At 67.3% G+C, this 2,833-nt stretch carries 2 protein-coding genes and 1 pseudogene; 2 read left to right on the plus strand and 1 reads right to left on the minus strand.

Going from position 1 to position 2,833, the window contains the following annotated elements; all coding sequences use genetic code 11:
- On the plus strand, positions 1 to 927 hold a 927-nt coding region (locus tag JCM19049_RS11055; RefSeq protein ID WP_279403012.1), incomplete at its 5' end, for an MFS transporter.
- A 145-nt stretch (positions 928 to 1,072) separates the two neighbouring features.
- Here JCM19049_RS11055 and JCM19049_RS11060 read toward each other — a convergent pair.
- Positions 1,073 to 1,932 (minus strand): annotated as a pseudogene (locus tag JCM19049_RS11060) (bifunctional methylenetetrahydrofolate dehydrogenase/methenyltetrahydrofolate cyclohydrolase).
- A gap of 286 nt (positions 1,933 to 2,218) precedes the next feature.
- Here JCM19049_RS11060 and JCM19049_RS11065 point away from each other — a divergent pair.
- A partial coding sequence (locus tag JCM19049_RS11065; protein ID WP_279403013.1) for an NAD(P)-binding domain-containing protein occupies positions 2,219 to 2,833 on the plus strand: 615 nt, incomplete at its 3' end.

Here is a 2,833-nt window from a genome sequence, read left to right on the forward strand (position 1 = left end):
CGGGCCGGAGCCTACCCGCAGGTGGGCGTGCCGCTGGGCATGTTGCTCGCCTCGGGCATGATGGCGCTGATGACCGGGGTCATCTCCCCCGGCGACGCATTCCTGAACTGGGGCTGGCGCGTGCCGTTCCTGGTCAGCTTCGTACTGATCATCATCGGGTACTTCGTACGCCGCGCGGTCGATGAGTCCCCGGTGTTCGAGGAGATCGCCGAGAAGAAGGCCCAGACCAAGGTTCCGGTCGTGGAGCTGTTCCGCAAGCACTGGCCGCTGGTGCTGATTGCCGCCCTCGTCTTCGCCGGCAACAACGCCGCCGGGTACATGACCACCGGCGGATTCTTCCAGAACTACACCACCGACCCCGAAGGCCCCATCGGCCTGGAGCGCACCGACGTGCTGCTGGCCGTGGCCTTTGGTGCCGCGATCTGGCTGGTGATGACCCTGATTTCCGGGATCATGGCCGACAGGATCGGACGGGTGCGCACCTACCAGATCGGTTTCATCGTGCTGGCGCTCTCCCTCTTCCCGGTCTTCGCGATGGTCAACTCCGGTTCGCTGGTGATGCTGTACCTGGCCTTCGGGGTTTTCTCCATCGGCCTGGGGCTGACCTATGGGCCGCAGGCGGCCCTGTACTCGGAGATGTTCCCGGCCTCGGTGCGCTTCTCCGGGGTATCGATCTCCTACGCGATCGGCGCGATCATCGGCGGCGCGTTCGCCCCGACCATCGCCACCGCCCTGGTGCAGGCCACCGGCGGAACGAACGCCGTGGCGCTGTACCTGCTGGCCTTCTGCATTGTTTCCCTGCTGGTGGTCAGCCTGATCCGTGACCGCCAGGGCATCGACCTGTCCTACACGAACCAGGCGGAACAGGAAGTCGGGGCACTGGTGGTGGGCCGCGGGCCCGCGACCGAGAATGAACCGGTGAAGTAGTTCCGGCTCGACGCCCCGGCCAGCGGCCGGCACCGGAGCTGTGACAAAGGCTTGGGCCCTGCGGAAAAACCGCAGGGCCCAAGCCTTTCTCGCTTACGTTCCCCCGCCGCCGACGCCGCGCGTCGGCAAGGAGGCGCCCGGGTGGCTAGGAGGCCTGGCGTTCGGCGGTTTCCACCACATTGGCCAGCAGCATCGCCCGGGTCATCGGCCCCACGCCGCCGGGGTTCGGGGAGATCCAGGAGGCGTGTTGCGCGGCGTCCGGATCGATATCCCGTGACCTTGCCATCAACGCGCGAGACGCAACATCCAGCAGGATCGCGCCGGGCTTGATCGCGTCGGCCTTGACCATGTGCGCCTGTCCCGCGGCGGCGATCACCACGTCGGCCTGGGCCAGCAGCTCGGGCAGATTGGTCGTTCCGGTGTGGGCCAGGGTGACGGTGGCGTTCACATCGCGGCGGGTCAGCAGCAGGCCCACCGGACGTCCGATGGTCACCCCGCGGCCGATCACCAGCACGTGCTTGCCTTCAAATCCAGCCCATGGCGCGAGAGCAGCTCCACGCAGCCGGCCGGGGTGCAGGGGGCGGGGCTGGTCAGCGGCTTGTTGACGTTGGCGACCAGTCGGCCCAGGTTCATCGGGTGCAGGCCATCGGCATCCTTGGCCGGGTCCATCGCCTCCAGGATCACGTCCTGGTCGATGTGCTTGGGCAGCGGCAGCTGCACGATGTAGCCGGTGCAGGCCGGGTCCTCGTTCAGCTCGCGCACCTTGGCCAGCAGCTCCTCCTGGGTGCTCTGCTCGGGCAGGTCCACGCGAATGGACTCCAGTCCCACCTCCGCGCAGTCGCGGTGCTTGCCGCGCACGTACCAGGCTGATGCCGGGTCATCGCCGACCAGGATGGTGCCCAGCCCCGGGGTGATCCCGCGCTCCTGCAGGGCCGCGACCCGCTGGGTGAGTTCCTGCTTGATCTGTTTTGCGGTCGCCTTGCCGTCGAGAATCTGGGCGGTCATGGGGTGTCCTTTCGTTCGCGAGCCCCGGCCGGGCGGGGCATCGTCGATGGTCAGGTTCCGCAAACCCAGGCGCGCGGTCTGCGGTGGAATGTCGGTTTTCGCTCCCCGGTGGTGATCCACCCAACGCCAGTTACGAGTTGAAGTTCAGTCCGTCACCGAGTTTATCGAATGCGGCGGGAATGTTGCACGTCATGTGAGCGTTGCAACGGGTAGGAGGTTGACACGTCAATATAATTTGGCGGGTGACCCCGAACCGGATGGCACGAGTCAAGGAGTGAGCTCAACGGTGGATCGCGGCAAGTTGCGCACCAGGTACCGTACGGTGGTCATCGGCGCCGGGCAGGCCGGCCTGTCGGCCGGATACCACCTGCTGCGCAGGGGGATGCGGCCCTGGGTGGACTTCGTCATGCTCGACGCCAACGACGGACCCGGCGGGGCCTGGCGGGACCGCTGGGACTCACTGACGTTCGGCAAGGCCCACCACCTGCACCCCCTTCCGGACTTCGAACTGGCCACCCCGGACCCCACCGAGCCGGCCTCGGCCGTGGTCAGCCGCTACTACGGGGAGTATGAACAGCACATGGGCCTGCCCGTCTACCGCTCGGGCCCGATGGTTTCGGTCAGTCGCAAGGCAACCGGTTCCGCGGCGGGGTTCGAGGTGGAACTGGCTGATGGAACCGGGCTGCGGGCCATCACCGTCATCAACGCCACCGGCACCTGGAGCAACCCGTTCTGGCCCAGCTACCGCGGCATGAACACGTTCACCGGCCTGCAGGTGCATACCCGGAACTTCACCGGGGTCCAGCAGTTCGCGAACCGGCGCACCCTGGTGGTCGGCGGCGGGGCCAGCGCCACCCAGTTCATCGTGCAGCTGGACGCGGCCGGCATCGACACGCTGTGG

It is taken from the genome of Arthrobacter sp. JCM 19049 (assembly GCF_001310435.1).